The 15512-nt window shown below is 66.5% G+C and carries 13 protein-coding genes; all 13 read right to left on the bottom strand.

The annotated features are described in order from the left end of the window. Positions 1 to 2: 2 nt before the first annotated feature. The 13 genes from ROZ37_RS16105 to ROZ37_RS16045 all read right to left on the bottom strand — a co-directional run bounded on the left by ROZ37_RS16105 (position 3) and on the right by ROZ37_RS16045 (position 15280). Positions 3 to 458, bottom strand: a complete 456-nt coding sequence (locus ROZ37_RS16105; protein ID WP_312660835.1) for a 2Fe-2S iron-sulfur cluster-binding protein — start codon at positions 456 to 458, stop codon at positions 3 to 5. A gap of 33 nt (positions 459 to 491) precedes the next feature. Then, a complete protein-coding gene (locus ROZ37_RS16100; RefSeq protein ID WP_312660984.1) occupies positions 492 to 1388 on the bottom strand; it encodes a xanthine dehydrogenase family protein subunit M in 897 nt (298 codons plus the stop codon). Between the two features lie 59 nt (positions 1389 to 1447). Next, on the bottom strand, positions 1448 to 1846 hold the full coding sequence (locus ROZ37_RS16095; RefSeq protein WP_312660833.1) for a thioesterase, FlK family: 399 nt from the start codon (positions 1844 to 1846) through the stop codon (positions 1448 to 1450). A gap of 230 nt (positions 1847 to 2076) precedes the next feature. Continuing rightward, positions 2077 to 2682, bottom strand: coding sequence for a UbiX family flavin prenyltransferase (locus ROZ37_RS16090; protein WP_312660832.1), 606 nt, complete (start codon positions 2680 to 2682; stop codon positions 2077 to 2079). A 206-nt stretch (positions 2683 to 2888) separates the two neighbouring features. Next, positions 2889 to 3206, bottom strand: a complete 318-nt coding sequence (locus ROZ37_RS16085; RefSeq protein WP_312660831.1) for a ferredoxin family protein — start codon at positions 3204 to 3206, stop codon at positions 2889 to 2891. After that, on the bottom strand, positions 3203 to 4507 hold the full coding sequence (locus tag ROZ37_RS16080) for an FAD-dependent oxidoreductase (RefSeq protein ID WP_312660829.1): 1305 nt from the start codon (positions 4505 to 4507) through the stop codon (positions 3203 to 3205). The genes ROZ37_RS16085 and ROZ37_RS16080 overlap by 4 nt, the downstream gene beginning before the upstream one ends. Beyond that, entirely contained in the window at positions 4504 to 5607 is a 1104-nt protein-coding gene (locus ROZ37_RS16075) for an electron transfer flavoprotein subunit alpha/FixB family protein (RefSeq protein ID WP_312660828.1), read from the bottom strand. The genes ROZ37_RS16080 and ROZ37_RS16075 overlap by 4 nt, the downstream gene beginning before the upstream one ends. Beyond that, complete coding sequence (locus ROZ37_RS16070; RefSeq protein WP_312660827.1) at positions 5604 to 6488, bottom strand: electron transfer flavoprotein subunit beta/FixA family protein; 885 nt, start codon at positions 6486 to 6488, stop codon at positions 5604 to 5606. Before ROZ37_RS16070 ends, ROZ37_RS16075 begins: the two co-directional genes overlap by 4 nt. A 3-nt stretch (positions 6489 to 6491) precedes the next feature. Next, positions 6492 to 7688, bottom strand: coding sequence for an acetyl-CoA C-acyltransferase (locus tag ROZ37_RS16065; protein WP_312660826.1), 1197 nt, complete (start codon positions 7686 to 7688; stop codon positions 6492 to 6494). 13 nt (positions 7689 to 7701) lie between these two features. Beyond that, a complete protein-coding gene (locus tag ROZ37_RS16060; RefSeq protein ID WP_312660824.1) occupies positions 7702 to 10083 on the bottom strand; it encodes a 3-hydroxyacyl-CoA dehydrogenase NAD-binding domain-containing protein in 2382 nt (793 codons plus the stop codon). Positions 10084 to 10208: 125 nt separating this feature from the next. Beyond that, on the bottom strand, positions 10209 to 11402 hold the full coding sequence (locus ROZ37_RS16055; protein ID WP_312660822.1) for an AMP-binding protein: 1194 nt from the start codon (positions 11400 to 11402) through the stop codon (positions 10209 to 10211). A 51-nt stretch (positions 11403 to 11453) separates the two neighbouring features. Next, entirely contained in the window at positions 11454 to 13214 is a 1761-nt protein-coding gene (locus tag ROZ37_RS16050; protein WP_312660821.1) for a hydantoinase B/oxoprolinase family protein, read from the bottom strand. Positions 13215 to 13216: 2 nt separating this feature from the next. Beyond that, complete coding sequence (locus tag ROZ37_RS16045) at positions 13217 to 15280, bottom strand: hydantoinase/oxoprolinase family protein (RefSeq protein WP_312660820.1); 2064 nt, start codon at positions 15278 to 15280, stop codon at positions 13217 to 13219. Positions 15281 to 15512 lie beyond the last annotated feature (232 nt).

Genomic DNA, 15512 nt, shown 5'->3' with positions numbered 1-15512 from the left:
CTTCAGGCCTCCTTGATCGCGTCGGCCGCTGCCGAGATCGCTTCGACGATCTTTGCATAGCCCGTGCAACGGCAAAGATTTCCGGCAATGGCCTCCCTGATCTCGAATTCGGTGGGACTGGGGTTTTCCTTGAGCAGGGCCGTGGCGGACATGATCATGCCCGGCGTGCAAAACCCGCACTGAAGCCCCCACTTCTCGATAAAGGCCTTTTGCAGCGGGCTGAGCTCCCCGTTCCTTGCAATGCCTTCGATGGTCGTGATTTCCTGTCCGTCGGCCTCGACCGCCAGCATCAGACAGGAATTCATCGGCACGCCATTGATCAGCACCGTGCAGGCGCCGCATTCGCCTTCCTCGCAACCTTTCTTGGTCCCGGTCGCGCCCAATTGATTGCGTAGAAAATCCAGCAAGGTGCAGTTTTCCTGGACCAGCGCTTCGATCTGCTCGTCGTTCAGCTTCATCCGAATGATGCGCATCGTGTCACCCCTGTCGATTTAGATGCCTCTGCGTTCGAGGGCCCTTCTGATCGAGCGCACGGTAAACACCCTGATCATGTCTTTTCGGTATTCGGGGTGGACCCGGTGGTATCGGCGCGGTCCGACGTCGCGGCGCGGGGAGCAGCACTCGGCGGCCCGAACACCGACTTCATCGATCAGTGCACCGGTGAGTCTTTGCCCGACGAGCAACGCCTCGGCGCCATAGGCGCGGATTGCAGTCGGCCCGGCGCCGCCGAGCGCGATACGACAGTCGACGCAAGTCTCGCCGTCCATCTTCAGCCACGCAGCCGCGCCGACGATCCCGATGTCCATTGCTTTCCTGAAGGTATGTTTGACGTAGGCGGCGCATTCCCGCGGGCCCGGCTCCGGGATTTCGATTTGCGTCACGATCTCGTCGCGCGTGAGGGCTGTCTTCTTCAAACCTATGAAGAAGTCTTGGAGGGGAATCGTCCGCCCGCATTCGGGATGTTTTCGGAATGTTTTCACCGAAGCGTTCAGCGCCAGAAGGATCGGCGTCATGTCGGCGCAAGGCGATGCGTTGCAGAGATTGCCGGCCATCGTTCCCTTCGCGCGGATCTGCCTGCACGCCATGGAATGCGCTGCGTCGGCAACGGCGAGATATTTCTCCAGAACGATCTCCGAGGTTTCGATCGCACGGAGTTTTGCGAGCGCTCCGACTTTCAGTCCTTCACCCGGGATGTACGAGAGCTCGTCCATTCCGGGGATGCCTTTGAGATCGATGACCCATTCGGGCGTGATCACGCGATCTTTCATCGCGACCAATATGTCCGTTCCGCCCGCGATGAATACGCACTTGTCGCCCAGATCCGCAGCAAGCGTCACCGCTTCATCGAGACTCGCGGGAGCGACGTAAGTGAACTTCGGTAAAGACATCGGCGAATCTCCGTGTTGAGATGAACCGGATGGGGTGCCGGTGAACAGTTCGTCGTGTCTTAAAGGCTTTGCGCCTTGGCGGCGACTCGTTCGCGCAGTTTCGCGATGCCGACAACGAAGCGGCTGTGTCGACCTCGGCTGATCTCTTCCGCAGCATCCCACGCGACAAGTTCGAAGGCGACATGGCGCCCGTTGACCTCGGCGATGGTCACGGAGATATCGACCGCCATCCCGAGCAAGGTCGCTCCGCTGTGGGTGACGCTCACTTCGGTGCCGACCGAATCCTCTCCGGCATCGACGTACTGCAGCAGGAAGTCGCGGCAGGTGCTCTCGAAATCTTCGATCAGACGGGGCGTCGCGTAGACGCGCAGCGATTCGCCGAGAAAATCGATCGTGCGTGCGCGGTCCACGGTGACGCGCCGATTCGCGACGAGTCCCGGTTGAAGCGTTCTTTTCATGGTTCTCCGCCTATTGACCGGCCAATCATCGGGAACGACATCGATCGCGCGGCCGGTGGCGCGAACGGTCCGAAGGATGTGTTCGACATTGCGCGGGGCGTCGTCGAAGTCACCCCCGCGCTGCTTCGATCGTTCTTCGCCCGGCCGTCGCGCGTAGCCGGCGCACGCGGAGAGCGACCGGTCGAAAATACGGTCGTAAATCCGCGCCGATCGCAGTCGGCCGGCGAGCCTTACGCTGGCAGCTTCTGCCGCGCGCGCTGCTTCAGCACCTCGCGCTCCTCGTTCCCTGTCCAGCGGTTGAAGAGATCGAGATTCAGGTCGAACTGGTCGAGCGCCTTGTTGACCGTCTGCATCACGATGTCTTCGATCGTCTGCGGACGGTGATAGAACGCGGGCATCGGCGGCACGAGCACCGCGCCGGTTTCGGTGACCTGGGTCATCAGCCGCAGGTGCCCGAGATGGAGCGGCGTCTCGCGGATCATCAGCACGAGCTTGCGCCGCTCCTTCAGCGTCACGTCGGCGGCGCGGATCAGCAGGTTCGTGTCGAAGGAGTTCGCGATCGCCGAAAGCGTCTTGATCGAGCACGGCGCGATCACCATGCCCGCATGCTTGAACGAGCCGCTCGCGATGCAGGCGCCGACGTCGTTGATGTCATGAACGCAGGAAGCGAGATCCTTGATCGCCTCGATGCTGTAATCGGTCTCGTAGGCGACCGTCCGTTTTGCCGAATCGGAGATCACGAGGTGGGTTTCCACGCCCGCCTTCTTCAGTACCTCGAGGATGCGAATTCCATAGATCGCGCCGCTTGCGCCCGAAATGCCGACGACCAGTTTCATGACTCCTCCTCCAGCGTTTTAATGAACTACTCGGGACCGGCACGCTCCTCGTCAGGCACTGAAATCGCCGGCAGAAAATCCCCCGCTCCGTCGAGCGGGGGAAAAACCTTTACCCAAGGAGAATCGGGACGGGTAAAGGGGAGGAGCCGGACTCCGCATGCAATTGCGGTTTTGGTGCACGTCCAGGGAAACGCGTCATTGCCGTTTCAGCCAAACTTGAACAGGATGCCGAAGCCCCCGCGCGGGTAATTCCAATCGACGTTGTCGCGGTCGCAGACGATGCGGCAGCTGCCGCATTCGAGGCAGCCGTCGACGACGAGATCGACCTTCCCCTCCTCCAGCCGCCACGCGCCCGCCGGACAGCAGACGACGCAGGGTTTCGGCGCGCAACCGTCGCAGGCGACCGGATCCTTGATGCGGATGTGGGACCGGCCGGGATCGACGCGGTAACGGTTCTGGAACAGCTTCTCCTCGACGTTGATCCCCGGAGGCGTCGCTGCGGGCGCATTGTTCGCGGCGCTCATTTGAAAGCCCTCCAGAAACGATAGGAGTCACCGACCAAGCCGAGCAGCGAGCGCTTCTCGCGCACTTCGGCGAAGATCCGGCGCTGCTTCGTGCGCTTGTCGGTGCCATCGACCATCAGCATCTCGCGCGCGGCGGTGTTGAGCAGGCTCGGATACGTGCCGAGCATGTGCGGGTTGCCGTGCAGGAAGCTCGGCACTTCGGCGTACTTCTTCAGGTCCTTCATCACGAAGCTGCCGTCGAGCGCCGCCTTGTACGCGGACAGGTTCGACGCGGTAAAAGGCTTGTCCCGCGTCTTCAGCGCGATCAGCGTTTCGGCGGCGAGGCGGCCCGAGGTCATTGCGAGGTTCGACCCCTCGCGATGCACCGCATTGACGAAGCCGGCCGAGTCGCCAACGATCATCCAGCCGTCGCCGTACAGTCGCGGCAGCGCCTTGTAGCCGCCTTCGGGGATCACGTGCGCCGCGTACTCCTTCATCTCGGCGCCCTCGATCAGCGGCCGGATCGATGGATGGCGCTTCAACCCTTCGAGCAGCTGGTACGGCGAGAGCTGCTGCCGGCGCAGGTCCGAAAGCATGCAGCCGATGCCGATCGCGAGCGAATCATGGTTCGTGTACAGGAAGCCGGTGCCGACCATGCCGTGCGTGATCCGGCCGGCGATCTCGATGACGACGCCCTGCTCTTCGCCGATGCCGAAGCGCTGCTCGATCGTTTCCCGCGGCAGGAACAGCATTTCCTTGACCGCGAGCGCGGCGTGTTCCGCGCGGATGTCCTCGCGCAGACCCGCGCGTTGCGCGACGAGCGAATTCACGCCGTCGGCGAGGATCACCGCGTCCGCGCGGATCTCGCCGCCGTCGCGCTCGGTCTGCACGCCGACGACCTTGCCGTTCTTGTCCTTCAACAGGCCGGTGACGGTCGTCTCGTTGATGACCGTCGCGCCCGCTTCGCGCACCTGCTCGGAGAACCAGCGATCGAAGCGCGCGCGGACGATCGTGTAGCGGTAATGCGGCGGCTGCGCGAACTGTTCGTCGCGGTAGGTCATGCCGCTACAGGCCTGCGCCTCGTCCATCAGCCACATCCGCTGTTCGACGACGTGGCGCTCGAGCGGCGCGTGGTCGCGGAAATCGGGAATGATCTTCTCCAGCGCGTGCGCGTAGAGGATTGCGCCCTGGACGTTCTTCGTCCCGGGGCTTTCACCGCGCTCCAGCTGCAGCACCGACAGGCCCGCGCGGGCCAGCGTGTAGGCGGCGGCGTTGCCCGACGGGCCGGCGCCGACGACGATGACGTCGAATTTTTCGCTCATGCGACCACTCCCCTCTTCGCTTTGGCGGCGGCGATACGCTCGCGGAAGGCTTCGGTCAGTGCCGGCAGCAGCTCCATCGCGTTGCCGATCAGCGCGTAATTGGAGAAATCGAGGATCGGCGCCTTCTCGTCGTTGTTGATCGCGACGATGATGTCGGCCCCCTCCATCCCCACCCGGTGCTGCACCGCGCCGGAAATGCCGGCCGCGATATACAGCTTGGGTCGAACGGTCTTGCCCGATTGCCCGACCTGTCGATCCGCTTCGACCCACTTCGCGTGCGCGGCAGGCCGGGATGCGCCGACCTCCGCGCCGAGTTCCTTCGCCAGGTCGAACAGCAGGCCGAAGTTCTCCGGCTTCGCCATGCCGCGGCCGCCGGCAACGATGAAATCGGCGAACGCGAGCTGCGGCTTGTCGGCCTGGGCGTCGGGGATGAAGTCGACGACCTTCGTGACGACCTCGGCTTCGCTCAAGCCGAGCGCGTGCTCGATGACTTCCCCGGTCCGCGCGGGGTCGCGCTGCGGCATCGGCATCACGCGCGGACGCACGGTCGCCATCTGCGGGCGCGTCGCCATATTGACGATCGTGCACATCAGGCTGCCGCCGAACGTCGGGCGCGACGACAGCAGCGTGCGGTCGGAGGCGTCGATGTCCAGTCCGGTGCAGTCGGCGGTCAGCCCGGTCAGCAAGGTCGAGGCGAGCGATCCGGCCAGATCGCGTCCCTGCGTCGTCGCACCGAGCAGCAGCACTTCGGGCTGGAAGCGCTCGACGAGGTCCGCCATGCCCTTCGTGTAGGCCTGATTGCGGTAGTCGTGCAGCACGTCGTCCTGCACGAGATAGCAGAGATCCGCGCCATGCCGCGCGGCCTCGTCGCATAGCGCGCGGATCCCGGCGTCCGTGCCGCCGAGCACGATCCCGGCGAGCGGGACCTGCAGCTTGTCGGCGAGCTGCCGCCCCTTGCCGAGCAGTTCCCAGCTCACTGGATGGACGTAGCCGTGCTCGTGCTCGACATACACCCAGACGCCGCGATAGTTCGCGTACTTGGGATCGAGGGCGCGCTTGGGCTTCTTGATCTGCCTGGCCGTATCGGGGGCATCGCTCATTTCGCGGTCTCCACGGTTTCGAGATGGTCCAGCAGCGTGGCCTCGAGTGCGGGGTTGTCGGCAAACAGCCGATCGAGCAGGCGATCGGCCTTGTCCCGCGGCGTCTCGCCTTCGATCGTCACCGCCCGCACGTCCTTCGGCTTCGGCGCGAAGACCTGCGCGACGACCGTCGGCGAACCCTTCAGCCCGATCCGCGAGACGTCCTCGATGCCGGCGGCGCTGCGGTCCCAGCGCGGCACCTCGTAACGCTCCGCGCGGAACATCCCGGCCATGTCGGCGAAGCGCATTTCGTTCGTGTCTTCGAGCATCGTGATGACGCACGGCAGGCGCGATTCGAGCACCTGGACGCCACCTTCGGCGCGGCGCTCGACGGTGATCGTCTTCGCCGCGGCGTCGAATTCGCGCAAGCGGGACACGTAGGTCAGGAGCTGCCACCCGAGCCGCACCGCGATGCCGGGGCCGACCTGCGCGGTGTCGCCATCGATCGTCTGCTTACCGGTGAAGACGATATCGACCGGATGCTGCCGGTCGAGCTGACGAATCGCCGCCGCCAGCGCGTAGGTCGTCGCCAGCGTGTCGGCCCCGGCGAAACTCTTGTCGGTGACGAGGATCGCGTCGTCCGCGCCGTAGGACAGACACTTCTTCAGCGCCTCCTCGGCCTGGAACGGGCCCATCGACAGCACCGTCACGCGCGCGTCCGCGCTGTCCTTGATCCGCAGCGCCTGTTCGAGCGCGAAGAGGTCGTAGGGGTTGATGATCGCCGGCACCCCCTGGCGCATGATCGTGTTGGTGACCGGATGCACGCGGATCTGCGCGCTGTCGGGCACCTGCTTGATGCAGACGACGATGTGCATCGGCATCGAGTCGAGTGCGCGGGACATGGCTTACACCCGCTCGAAAATGCCGGCGGCGCCCATGCCGGTGCCGATGCACATCGTGACCATGCCGAGCTTCGCGTCGCCGCGGCGCATCGCGTTCATGATCGTCGCGGTGCGGATCGCGCCGGTCGCGCCGAGCGGATGGCCGAGGGCGATCGCTCCGCCGAGCGGGTTCACCCGCTTGCCGTCGATGCCGAGCGTATCGATGACGGCGAGCGCCTGGGCGGCGAACGCCTCGTTGAGCTCGATCCAGTCGACGTCGTCGAGCTTCAGCCCGCCCCGCTGGAGCGCCCGCGGAATCGCCTCGATCGGCCCGACGCCCATCACTTCCGGCTCGACGCCGGCGACCGCGTAGGAGACGAAGCGGGCAATCGGCTGCACGCCGTAGCGCCGCAGCGCCGCTTCGCTCATCAGCATCACCGCGCCGGCGCCGTCCGACATCTGCGACGAGTTGCCCGCGGTCACGCTGCCGCCCATCGCGAAAACCGGCTTGAGCCGGGCGAGCGCTTCGGCGGTCGTGCCGGGCCGCGGCCCTTCGTCAGTGTCGCACAGCCGCTCGACGACGCGAACCGCGCCGCCCTCGCCCGGGAGGTGGTCGCGCACCGCGTAGGGCAGGATTTCGTCGCGAAAACTTCCGGCGGCGATGGCGGCGACGGCTTTTTCGTGCGACGCGGCGGCGAACGCATCCTGCGCGTCGCGCGACACGTTCCAGCGCGTCGCGACCCGCTCGGCCGTCAGTCCCATGCCCCAGGCCACCGGGACGAGGTGATCCTGCCCGACGATCGCCGGGTTCTGGACCGTCTTGTTGCCGATCATCGTCGGCATGACCGACATCGATTCGGTGCCGCAGGCGAGGACGACATCCGCTTCGCCGAGCCGGATGCGATCGGCCGCGAGCGCGACCGCCTGCAGGCCGGACGAGCAGAAGCGATTGACGGTGTAGGCCGGAACGCCGACCGGCAGGCCGGCTATCAGGCTGCCCACGCGCGAAACGTTGAAACCCTGCTCGGCTTCCGGGTTAGCGCAGCCGGTGACGACTTCGGCAATCTCGGCGGTATCGAGCCCCGGCACCTGCGCGACGACGCCGGCGATGACGTGCGCGAGCATGTCGTCGGGACGCACGTAGCGGAACATGCCGCGCCGTTTCGCGACCGGAGTGCGCAGCGCCGCGACGATATAGGCTTCCTGAATCTGTTTCCCCATGTCTGTCTCCGGTTCAGTTGCGAAGCGGCTTGCCGGTTTCCAGCATCTGCACGATGCGTTGCCGGGTCGCCTCGGTTTTCAGCAGTTCGAGGAATTCGTGCCGCTCGACGTCGAGCAGCCACTGTTCATCGACGGTCACGCCGCCTTCGATCTCACCGCCGCACACCGCGACCGCGAGCGCGCGTCCGACGCGGAAATCGTGCGCGGAGATGATTCCCCCGTCCCTCAGGTTGAGGAGGCCGGCTTCGAGCGTCGCGATGCCGCCGCGTCCGGCGACCTGGATGTCGCGCGCGGGCAGCGGCGGCTGCCAGGACTCGGCCAGCGCGCGGGCGTGGGCCAGCGCGACATGGAGCACTTCGTCCGAGTGCGGCACGACGACGTCGCGCCGCGCGAGGTAACCGAGGCGCTTCGCATCCAGCGCGTTGTCGGCCGTGATGGCGCCGGCGACGGTCTGGAACGCGGGCTGGATGAACGGCAGTGGCTCGTTCTGCAGCGCCCGCAGCGCGCGGCGGCTCGCCCGCAGCGCGAGCTCCTTGCAACCGCCACCGGAGGGAATCAGTCCGACGCCCGCTTCGACGAGCCCGGGCTGGCTTTCCATCGCGGCGACCACCGCGGCGCAGTGCATCACGAGTTCGCAGCCGCCGCCGAGCGCCCTGCCCGCGACCGCGGCGACGACCGGCACGCCGGCATGCTTGATTGCGCCGGTCAGCGTCTGGAACTGCTTGAGCATCCCCTCGACGCCTGGCCAATCCTTAGCGTCCATCCTCGCCCACAGCGCCTTGAGGTCGGCGCCGAAGGAGAAGTCGGACTGCGGCCGCCAGATGACCAGCGCCTTGCAGCCGCGCTCGGCGCGCGCCACCGCTTCCTGCATGCTTTCGACGACCTGGGGGGAGAGCGTCGCGCCCTTGCCGTTCAAGCTCAGGATCGCGATGTCGACGTCCCCGGCGCGATGCCACAGGCGCACCGAATTGCTCTCGAACAGCGTCACCCCGTCGTCCGCGGCCGGCTCGCCGAGCAGGCGCAACGCATACGGCTGCTTGCGGTAGACCGGCAGCGCGCTGCGCGGGCTGTCCCGTTCGTCGAGCGCCGAGTAGGAGCCGCCCGCGCCATGCACGCCGCTGCGCCCGTCGGACACCCACGCGGGCAGCGGCACATCGGCCATCGTCTTGCCGGCCCGGATGTCGTCGCCGATCGCCGCGGCGACGTCGGACCACCCGGCCGCCTGCCAGCTCTCGAACGGCCCCTGCTCCCAGCCGTAGCCCCAGCGCATCGCGAGGTCCACTTCCCGGGCGCTCGGGCTGATGTTCCCGAGATGAACCGCGCAGTAGTGCCACAGATCGCGTTGCACGCTCCAGAGGAACTGCGCCTGCGGGTGATCGCACGCGCGGAGTGCGGCGAGGCGATCTCCGGGCGCCGCGATCTTCAGGATCTTCTGCAGGGCGGCATCCACGCGGCCCGCCACGGGGCGGTAGTCCTGCGCGTCGAGGTCGAACACGCTGTTCCCCTGCGCGTCCTTGCGGTAGATGCCGCACCGGGTCTTCTGTCCGAGCGCGCCGCGTTCGACGAGAACGTCCATCCACGCCGGCACGCCGAAGTGCTCGTGCCACGGATCGTCCGCGAGCAGTTGCGGCAGGCCGCCGAGCACGTGGCGCAGCGTGTCGAGGCCGATCAGGTCGAGCGTGCGATAGGTCGCGCTGCCGGGGCGCCCGATCAGCGGGCCGGTCAGCGCATCGACTTCGTCGAAACTCAAGCCGAGGCGGCGCGTGTGATACATCGCCGCGGCGAACGCGAACGTGCCGACGCGGTTCGCGATGAAGTTCGGCGTGTCCTTCGCCCGCACGACGCCTTTGCCGAGGCGCGACGTGACGAAGCTTTCGAGCGCGTCGAGCAGCGCCGGGGCCGTGTCGCGCGCGGGAATCAGTTCGACGAGCCGCATCAGCCGCGGCGGGTTGAAGAAATGCATGCCGCAGAAGCGCGCGCGGCGTTCCGCCGGCAGCACCTGCGCAAGCAAGTCGATCGACAGTCCGGAGGTGTTGCTCGCGAGGACCGCCTTCTCGTCGAGATACGGCACGACGCGCTCGTAGAGCGAACGCTTCCAGTCGCTGCGTTCCGCGATCGCCTCGATGACGAGGTCGCAGTCGCGCAGGCGCGCCAGGTCGTCGTCGTAGTTGGCCGGCTCCATGTAGGGGGCGAGCCCCTTGCCGAGCAGCGGTGCGGGCCGCGCACGCACCAGCTCGTCGATCGCCTTCCTGGCGATGCCGCGTGGGTCGCCCTTGTCGGCGCGAAGGTCGAACAGGACCACCGGCACGCCGCAGGCTGCCAGATGGGCGCCGATCTGCCGGCCCATGACCCCCGCGCCGAGGACGGCGGCTTTGCGAATGATGAGATTCATCAACGATGCCTCCTGAAGTTTGATAAAGCGACGCTCGGGATGGGCGCACGGGCCCTGCGGGCCCGGCGACAGGCCGGGACCGGTGGTGTGTGCGACGCGGGACGCGAACTGCCGCCCCGCTCCCGTGATCAGTGATTGATTCCGGCGGATGCGGACGCGAGGAGGGCCGCTCGGTTGAGCTTTCCGACCGCGTTGACCGGCCAGGGCGAAATGCCGAGGATCTTCTTCGGCCGCTTGTATGCGGCGAGTCCGGCCAGCGCCGAATCGACCTTTCGTCGATCCGGCGTTCCGGCATCCCGCGGATGACAGGCGACGACTACGCTGCCCCAGTCGGTATCGGGCACGCCGACGACCGCGACGTCGGAGAACTCGCCGCTCGACCGCAACGCCGCTTCGACCTCGGCCGGATGCACCTTCTTGCCGCCCGTGATGATGACGGCATCGCGTCGACCGAGGATCGTCAGCCTTCCCTGCGCATCGAAGCAGCCGAGATCGTCGGTCAGCACGGATTGCGTCGGCCGTCGCTCCGGCCAGTAGCCGTGGAACAGGCTGTCGCCGGTGATGCGCACGAGCCCCGTCGCGCCTTGCGGCAGGACCTCGCCCGACACGTCATCGACGATCTCGACCCGCGCGTGCGGCATCGGCCGGCCGCAACTGCGGTCGCCGGCGGCAAAGTCGGACGGCAGCTGGGCGACCACCATCGCCCCCGTCTCGGTCATGCCGTAGGCGGTCACGACCGGCACGCCGGCTGCGGCTGCGGACTCCGCCAGTTCTGGCCAGAAGGGCCCGCCGCCGACGAAGACCGCGCGGAACCGCCGCAGCCGATCGACGGCGGCTTCGCTGCGCAGCAGTCGCTGCAACTGCGTCGGCACCAGCGAGATGAACCACGCGTCGGGCTTGTCGGCGAGCTCGGGCCATTCACCGGCCTCGAGCTGCTTCCACGACCACGCGACGTGCTCGCCGCCGGTCGCTGCGCAGCGGATGCGCGCCATCAGGCCGCTGACGTGGGACGCCGGCAGGACATCGAGCGCATTCACCTGAGCGACGCCGAAGTGCGCGCAGAACCCGGCGAGCGACGCGCTCAAGGTGTGCTCGTCGTGGCGGGCGAAGCGGATGCTGCCGCTGGTCCCGCCGGTCGGCAGGCACAGCCAGCCGGTCTCGCCATTGCCGCCATCACCGTCTTCGCTCGCGCGGCACTGCAACTCGGCGACCTGTGATTTCTCCGCGGCACTCCAGCCGGGATCACAGAGGAACAGGATGCCGCCGTGTTCCTCTGCGCGGCCGGTCGTCAGAACCCATTGCTTCAGTTCGGCACGTTTCATTTTCTGTATGGACGCCATTTACGTATCTATCGGCAGACGGCAACGGACGGCTCAGACGGCCTGGCCGGCAGCCGCGGAAGCCCGGAGCTTCGCGGTCGCGCTCTCGTAGATCTCGAAGGTCCCCGGGTCCAGCACGACCTTGTAGACGTTGCGCGCCATCTCGATCGAGACGAGCTCGTTCTTGACGTCCATCCGCACCGCCTCGGGATCCCGCTCCTCCGGACGTCCGACCCCGGCACCGCCGCCGGCCTTCGCGACGAAGACGTCGCCGGTCTTCAGCTGCTGCCCGACGTGCGGCTCCTTGATCTCGATGTGGTCCTCGCCCCGCACGATGTAGCCCTTGTTCAGGACGCTCGGCGACCCGCCCTGCTGCCCTTGGCCCTGCGTATGCCAGCCATCGGCGGGGCCGAGGTTCGACACGCAGTCCGAGCCCTCATTGACCCCTTCCCAGATGACGCCGGGCGCGCTGCGCCACTTGCCGGCCCCGTGCGAATCGGTCATGAACTCGTAACGCGTGACCCGCCACGGGAACCGCACCATCTCTTCCTCGGCGTCCGCCTTGGCCGCGACGCCCAGCGTCGGGCCGCACGCGAAGCACTGGTAGCCGTCGTGCCCATACACCGCACCGGCGCCGGCGTCCGGGCAGAACGAGACATAGACGTAGAACTCGTTCGTGCGCGGGTCGTTGCCGAGGAACATCAGCTCGAACGGCCCCGGGTAGGCTGCCAGCGCGCGCTGCGGCAAGGCCTGTGACAGGGTCGCGAGCACGCACTCGATGATCTTGTGACCGACGAGCGACGGCGCTGCCGCCACGAGGCTGCCACGACGGCAGTTCGTCACCGTGCCTTCGGCGGCCACGATGTTGAACGGCCGCAAGGTGCCTTCGTTGTGATACGCCGCGAGCGCCGGATCGAGGAACATGAACGCCGTCGCGAGCGCCATGCTCTGCGTGACCGAGTACCCGACGTTGGCATAACCCTTGACCTGCTCGTCGCTGTCGGAAAAGTCGAACGTCGCCTCGTCGCCCTTGATGGTCAGCCGGCAGCGGACCGTCACCGGTTTGCCGATCTCGGCGCCGTCGTCGTCGGTCTGCGCCTCGGCGTACCACGAGCCGTCCGGCCACTTCGTGATCTCCGAGCGGACCGCTTTCTCGGTGCGCCGGATCATCTCGTCGAGGCAGGCGAAGACGGTGTCCCGGCCATAGCGGTCGAAGAGCTCGACCGCGCGCTTCTCGGCCAGCGCGGTACTGCCGACGAGCGAACGGATTTCCCGGCGCATCATGTCCGGCAGGCGGTTGTTCGCGAGCAGCAGGCCGAGCACGTCCTCGCGCACCTCGCCGCGCTCGACGAGCTTCACCGGCGGAATGTTCAGGCCCTCGGCGATCGAATCGTGCGCGAGGAAGTACGCGCCCGGCATCGCCCCGCCGCTGTCCGGCACGTGGGTGCCCATGCAGGTGAAGAGCACGAGTTCGTTGCCGTAGAAGATCGGCCGCACGAAGACCCAGTCCGGCAGGTGCACCGCGCCGGCGTCGAACGGGTGGTTGGTCAGGAACACGTCGCCCGGATAGATCTTGTCGCCGAACTGCTTCTGCACCGCCTTGATCTGGAACGAGCTCGACACCAGCCGGCACGGGAAGCCTTCGGGAATCGCGATCGCCTGCCCCTTGGCGTCCCAGATGCCGTAGGCCAGATCGTGCAGCGTGGTCGCCAGGACGTTGGTAGCCGTCCGCTCGATCGTCTGGCGCATCTCCTTGCAGATGCGCTGCAGGGCGTGCCAGGTCGTCGCAACGGTGATGGGATCAATCTGAGTCATCGTCACACCCTCTCGATAAGGTAGTTGCCGTAGGCGTCGATCGAGCAGTTGAAGTTCTCGGGAATCACCAGCGTGGTCAGCGGCTCTTCGATGACCGCGGGCCCGGCGACGGTGTTGTTCGCGAGCAGGCGGTCGCCGTCGTAGATCGGCGTCCGTCGGTAGCCGCTGCCGAAGTAGCATTGCCGCGTCCCCTTCAGCGCCGCGGCCGAATCGCTGCCGCCTTCGTCGATGCGGGACATGTCGATCTTCTGCCCCTTGACCTTCGCGATCAGGCGCACATTGCGGAACTCGACGGTGACCCACGGCAGCGAGAACGTGTACAACTCCTTGTGCCGCTCGTGGAACTCCTCGGCCAGCGACTGGATGTCGCTCGCGGAGATTTCGCCTTCGGGGAGGTTCAGCTCCACCTCGTGGTACTGCCCGACGTAGCGCACGTCCGCGGACTTGACCAGCGTCAGATCGCCCCGCGTCACGCCCAGCGCGGCAAAGTCCGTCAGCGCCTCGGCGAGCATGTCGTCGTACAGCCGGTTGATGTCGGCAGGATTGGCCCCGCTCAGCGGACAGATGTACGAACGCACGAAGTCGCGGCCGATGTCGAGCGAGAACATGCTCCACGCGCTGAAGGTGGCGGCGTAGTTGGGAATCACGACCTTGTTCATGTTCAGCAGGTCGGCCATGAAGGCCGCGCACAGCGGCGTCGCGCCACCGAACGCCATCATGCTGAAATCACGGACGTCGAAGCCCTTGCGCGTCGAGATCTCGGTGATCGCATCGGCCATGTTCGAATTGACCGTCGTGAAGATCGCCTGCGAGGTCGCTTCCAGCGTCATGTTCAGCTTGTCCGCGAGCGGCTGGATCGCCGCCTTCGACAGCTCGACATCGAGCGCCATCTTGCCTTCCCAGAAGTTTCCGGTCGGGATGTAGCCGAGCACGACGGCGGCGTCGGTGACGGTCGGCAAGGTGCCGCCCTTGTTGAAGCAGCACGGCCCGGGGTCCGCGCCCGCGCTCTGCGGGCCGACGCGCAACAGGCCCAGCGAATCGATCCAAGCGATGCTGCCGCCGCCCGCGCCGACGGACTTGACGTCCACCACCTTGATGCCCATCAGCTCGTCGCCGAGCCATTCGTTCGCGGTCAGCGACACCTCGCCCTTGCGCACCAGGCTCGCGTCGAGGGTCGTGCCGCCCATGTCGGCGGTGATGAAGTTCGATTCGTCGATCATGCTGCCGAGGAAGGCGCCGCCGGCCGGCGCCGCGGACGGTCCCGAACCGATCAGGTACACCGGCTTGCGCTTGAGCGCCTCCACCGACTGCGCGAACTGGTTGGCCTGCATGATCAGCAGCTGGCCACCGAAACCCGCCGCCTTCAGCCCGTTCTCCAGCCGCGTCATGTAACGCGACACGATTGGCCCGATGCAGCCGCTGATCACCGCGGTGCTGAGCCGCGCGTACTCGCCCATCGTCGGCACGATGTCCGCCGAATAGGTGATGAAGACGTCCTCATCGAGGTACTTGCGGCACAGCTCGGCGGTCAGGCGCTCGTTTTCCGGGTTGGCGTACGAGTTGATGAAGCAGATGACCAGCGACTCGACCTTCTCGCGCTTCAACTGCTCGATGACGAGCTTCAGTTCGCCGCGGTTGATCGGCTTGACGACCTCGCCGGTCGGGCGCGTTTCCTCTTCGAGCACGAAGCGCAGGTAGCGCGGAACGATCGGCTCGTACGGCGGGATCTGCGCCTCGTACATCGAACGGGTCTCGATCTTGTTCGCGCGGCGCATCTCGAGGATGTCGCGGAAGCCCTTGGTCGTGATCAGGGCCGTCTTCGACAGATTGCGCGTGACGACCGCGTTCGTGGCGACGGTCGAGCCGTGCATGATCAGGTCGATCTCGCCAATGAATTTTTCGGTCGAACGGCCGTACGCGGGAGCCGCCTCCCGGAGCACGTCCATGACGCCCTGCGCGAAGTCCTTCGGAGTGCTCGGCGCTTTGAACTGGCGCAGCCGGCCCTGGTCGTCGCAAACGACGCAGTCGGTGAAGGTCCCGCCGATATCGACGCATACCTTGAACATTCTGTTGTCTCCTACCTTCCTTCTTTTGGTGCGTCTCTGGACGGACGCACTTCAGGTTCCGCAACCGCAGGGTTGTCTCCCCCTGCTGGCGGCGGCACTCCGGACAACGGTACGGACGTCGGCTTACTTCCTCAGCACGTGAGGCAGCATCGCCGGGCCGCGGAAGCCTTCCTTGAGCAGGTAATCGGGGTTGTATTTCTCGCGGCCCATCTGCGGATTGACGTCGCAGCGG

Origin of the sequence: Aromatoleum sp. (assembly GCF_032027225.1) — a bacterium.
In the GTDB taxonomy this organism is placed as follows: domain Bacteria; phylum Pseudomonadota; class Gammaproteobacteria; order Burkholderiales; family Rhodocyclaceae; genus Aromatoleum.
The sequence above is the reverse complement of the archived record's forward strand: the minus strand, read 5'-3'. Positions and strand labels throughout refer to the sequence as shown.

Coding starts and splice junctions, on each gene's coding strand:
- ROZ37_RS16080 (WP_312660829.1), bottom strand. CDS start 4,507: ATGAGCGAAAAATTCGACGTCATCGTCGTCGGCGCCGGCCCGTCGGGC.
- ROZ37_RS16050 (WP_312660821.1), bottom strand. CDS start 13,214: ATGACTCAGATTGATCCCATCACCGTTGCGACGACCTGGCACGCCCTG.
- ROZ37_RS16090 (WP_312660832.1), bottom strand. CDS start 2,682: ATGAAACTGGTCGTCGGCATTTCGGGCGCAAGCGGCGCGATCTATGGA.
- ROZ37_RS16095 (WP_312660833.1), bottom strand. CDS start 1,846: ATGAAAAGAACGCTTCAACCGGGACTCGTCGCGAATCGGCGCGTCACC.
- ROZ37_RS16100 (WP_312660984.1), bottom strand. CDS start 1,388: ATGTCTTTACCGAAGTTCACTTACGTCGCTCCCGCGAGTCTCGATGAA.
- ROZ37_RS16055 (WP_312660822.1), bottom strand. CDS start 11,402: ATGAAACGTGCCGAACTGAAGCAATGGGTTCTGACGACCGGCCGCGCA.
- ROZ37_RS16045 (WP_312660820.1), bottom strand. CDS start 15,280: ATGTTCAAGGTATGCGTCGATATCGGCGGGACCTTCACCGACTGCGTC.
- ROZ37_RS16075 (WP_312660828.1), bottom strand. CDS start 5,607: ATGAGCGATGCCCCCGATACGGCCAGGCAGATCAAGAAGCCCAAGCGC.
- ROZ37_RS16070 (WP_312660827.1), bottom strand. CDS start 6,488: ATGTCCCGCGCACTCGACTCGATGCCGATGCACATCGTCGTCTGCATC.
- ROZ37_RS16105 (WP_312660835.1), bottom strand. CDS start 458: ATGAAGCTGAACGACGAGCAGATCGAAGCGCTGGTCCAGGAAAACTGC.
- ROZ37_RS16085 (WP_312660831.1), bottom strand. CDS start 3,206: ATGAGCGCCGCGAACAATGCGCCCGCAGCGACGCCTCCGGGGATCAAC.
- ROZ37_RS16065 (WP_312660826.1), bottom strand. CDS start 7,688: ATGGGGAAACAGATTCAGGAAGCCTATATCGTCGCGGCGCTGCGCACT.